We start from the raw sequence: 1,868 nt of genomic DNA on the forward strand, positions 1-1,868 counted from the left end.
CGTCTTCCCTTCTGTCCCCTACCCCAGCCTCGAACGACTACGTCGAACGTGTGCTCGACTTCGCCCGCAGGGTCAGGGGCGCCATCGTGGCGCGTAGCCGGGGCGGTCCGCGTAGGGCAGGCCCAGCAGAGCCCGGGTGAGGCATCCTCGTTCGTCCTCCGGCGGGTAGCTCGTGCCGAGGGTGTCGCAGGGGCCACCTCCGGTACCGCACCGGTCGTGCTGGGCGAGCAGGCGGGATTTGAGCTCGCACTCCCGGAAGCCGCGCAGCGGGCCGACGAGGCAGCGGTGGACGGCGTTGCCAGCCTCTTCATCGCTTCTGGCCTGGCTGTGCAGTTCGAGGTCGATGTCGATCTGGCGCCGCAGGAATCGGACGAAGCGGTCCATCGTGTGAGCTCTCCCCTGGTACCCCGGGCCGGGTCGGGCCTGGTGGTGATCTCGGTCCATAGCGGGGACGTGCGGGAGGCCGGGTGATGACGTGTTGCGGCGCGATTGTCGGTTGGTGACTTCTTTGCCAACTCGTGGCGGCTTGTCGCCAGGAATTCCCGCGAATGTGGTCGGCTGCGTAGCGTGCCAACCCCGAGGGCACGCGCCCTGTTTCGTGATCGCTGACCGGATTTCGGGAGTGAAGAGAGATGGCACTACGACAGGTACGAGTGGCTCGACGTGCGGTGCTGGCCGGCGGGCTCGCGGTGTCCGCGGTGGGCTTCGCGGGACTGCCCGCGGGCGCGGCGGTGCGGAGCTCGGCGGCTCCGTCGATCTCCTCGACGTCGGACTGGAACGCGCGGGACGCCTCCGGCTCGATCGAGGTGCTGGACTCCAAGCCGACCAAGATCATCGTGCACCACACGGCGACGCCCAACAGCGACGACACGTCGCAGTCGCACGCCTTCGAGTTATCGAGGCAGATCCAGGACTTCCACATGGACACCAACGGCTGGTCCGACACCGGCCAGAACTTCACCAACTCGCGCGGCGGGCACCTGATGGAGGGCCGGCACAAGAGCCTCGCCGCGCTGGAGGGCGGCACCCAGCACGTCAAGGGCGCCCACGCCGGTGAGCAGAACTCGGTGGCGCTGGGCATCGAGAACGAGGGCACCTACACCGAGGCGTCGGTGCCGGGCTCGCTGTGGGACTCGCTGGTGTCGTTGTGCTCGTACATGGTGTCGCAGTACGGGATCGAGCCGGGTGCGATCTACGGGCACCGGGACTACATGGCCACGGCGTGCCCGGGTGATGTGCTCTACGCGCGGCTGCCGGAGCTGCGGGAGTCGGTGGGTGCGGCGCTGGGCCTGGCGGTGGTGCAGCCGGTGAGCTGGCCGTTGCTGCGTCCGGGTGCGCAGGGTCCGAACGTCACCGCGTTGCAGATGCTGCTGGGTGCGCGGGGCATGTCGGTGCCGGTGGACGGTGTGTTCGGTGAGGCGACGCAGCAGGCGGCGTCGCGGGTGGCGGTGGAGCGTGGTGCGAGCGGTCCGTCGTGCTTCGCTTCGCGGGTGGCCGAGCCGGGGTTGTTCGGTGGCCTGGCGTGGGAGGGCGTGACGCCGGTGCTGGGTGCGGGTGCCGGTGGTGAGGCGGTGCGCGCGGCGCAGGTGTTGTTGACCTCGCGCGGGCATTACGTGCCCGTTGATGGTGTGTTCGGTGAGCGGATGGTCTCGGCGGTGCGTGAGTTCCAGGTGGCCGGTGGTCTGGCGGCTTCGGGCGTGGTGGATCTGGTGAGCTGGCAGCGGTTGGTGGCGTGAGGTCTTCTCCCCCGGTGGCCCGGGGTGGATCACGTGCGTGGTCCACCCCGGGCTTGTTTCATGCGCGGGTGATGCGGAGGGTGCGGATTTCGAAGGGGCGGAGTTTGAGGGGTGTGTCGGGTGGTTGGGGTG

2 protein-coding genes are annotated in these 1,868 nt (G+C 69.2%); one reads left to right on the plus strand and one right to left on the minus strand.

Annotated elements, in window-relative coordinates:
• Positions 1 to 72 precede the first annotated feature (72 nt).
• Positions 73 to 384 carry a DUF6221 family protein gene (locus E1181_RS31025; protein WP_132679962.1) on the minus strand — a complete coding sequence of 104 codons (312 nt, stop codon included), beginning with the start codon at positions 382 to 384 and terminating at the stop codon, positions 73 to 75.
• A 269-nt stretch (positions 385 to 653) separates the two neighbouring features.
• On the opposite strand from E1181_RS31025, the gene E1181_RS31030 reads away from it, so the two are divergent.
• Positions 654 to 1,736 (plus strand): peptidoglycan recognition protein family protein, encoded by a 1,083-nt coding sequence (locus E1181_RS31030; protein ID WP_235877181.1) that lies wholly within the window; start codon positions 654 to 656, stop codon positions 1,734 to 1,736.
• Positions 1,737 to 1,868 lie beyond the last annotated feature (132 nt).

Source organism: Saccharopolyspora terrae, assembly GCF_004348435.1.
Classification (GTDB): Bacteria; Actinomycetota; Actinomycetes; order Mycobacteriales; family Pseudonocardiaceae; genus Saccharopolyspora; species Saccharopolyspora endophytica.

What these genes read in the sequence shown, in the direction of transcription:
- E1181_RS31025 (WP_132679962.1), bottom strand. Translation starts at nt 384, where the DNA reads ATGGACCGCTTCGTCCGATTCCTGCGGCGCCAGATCGACATCGACCTC.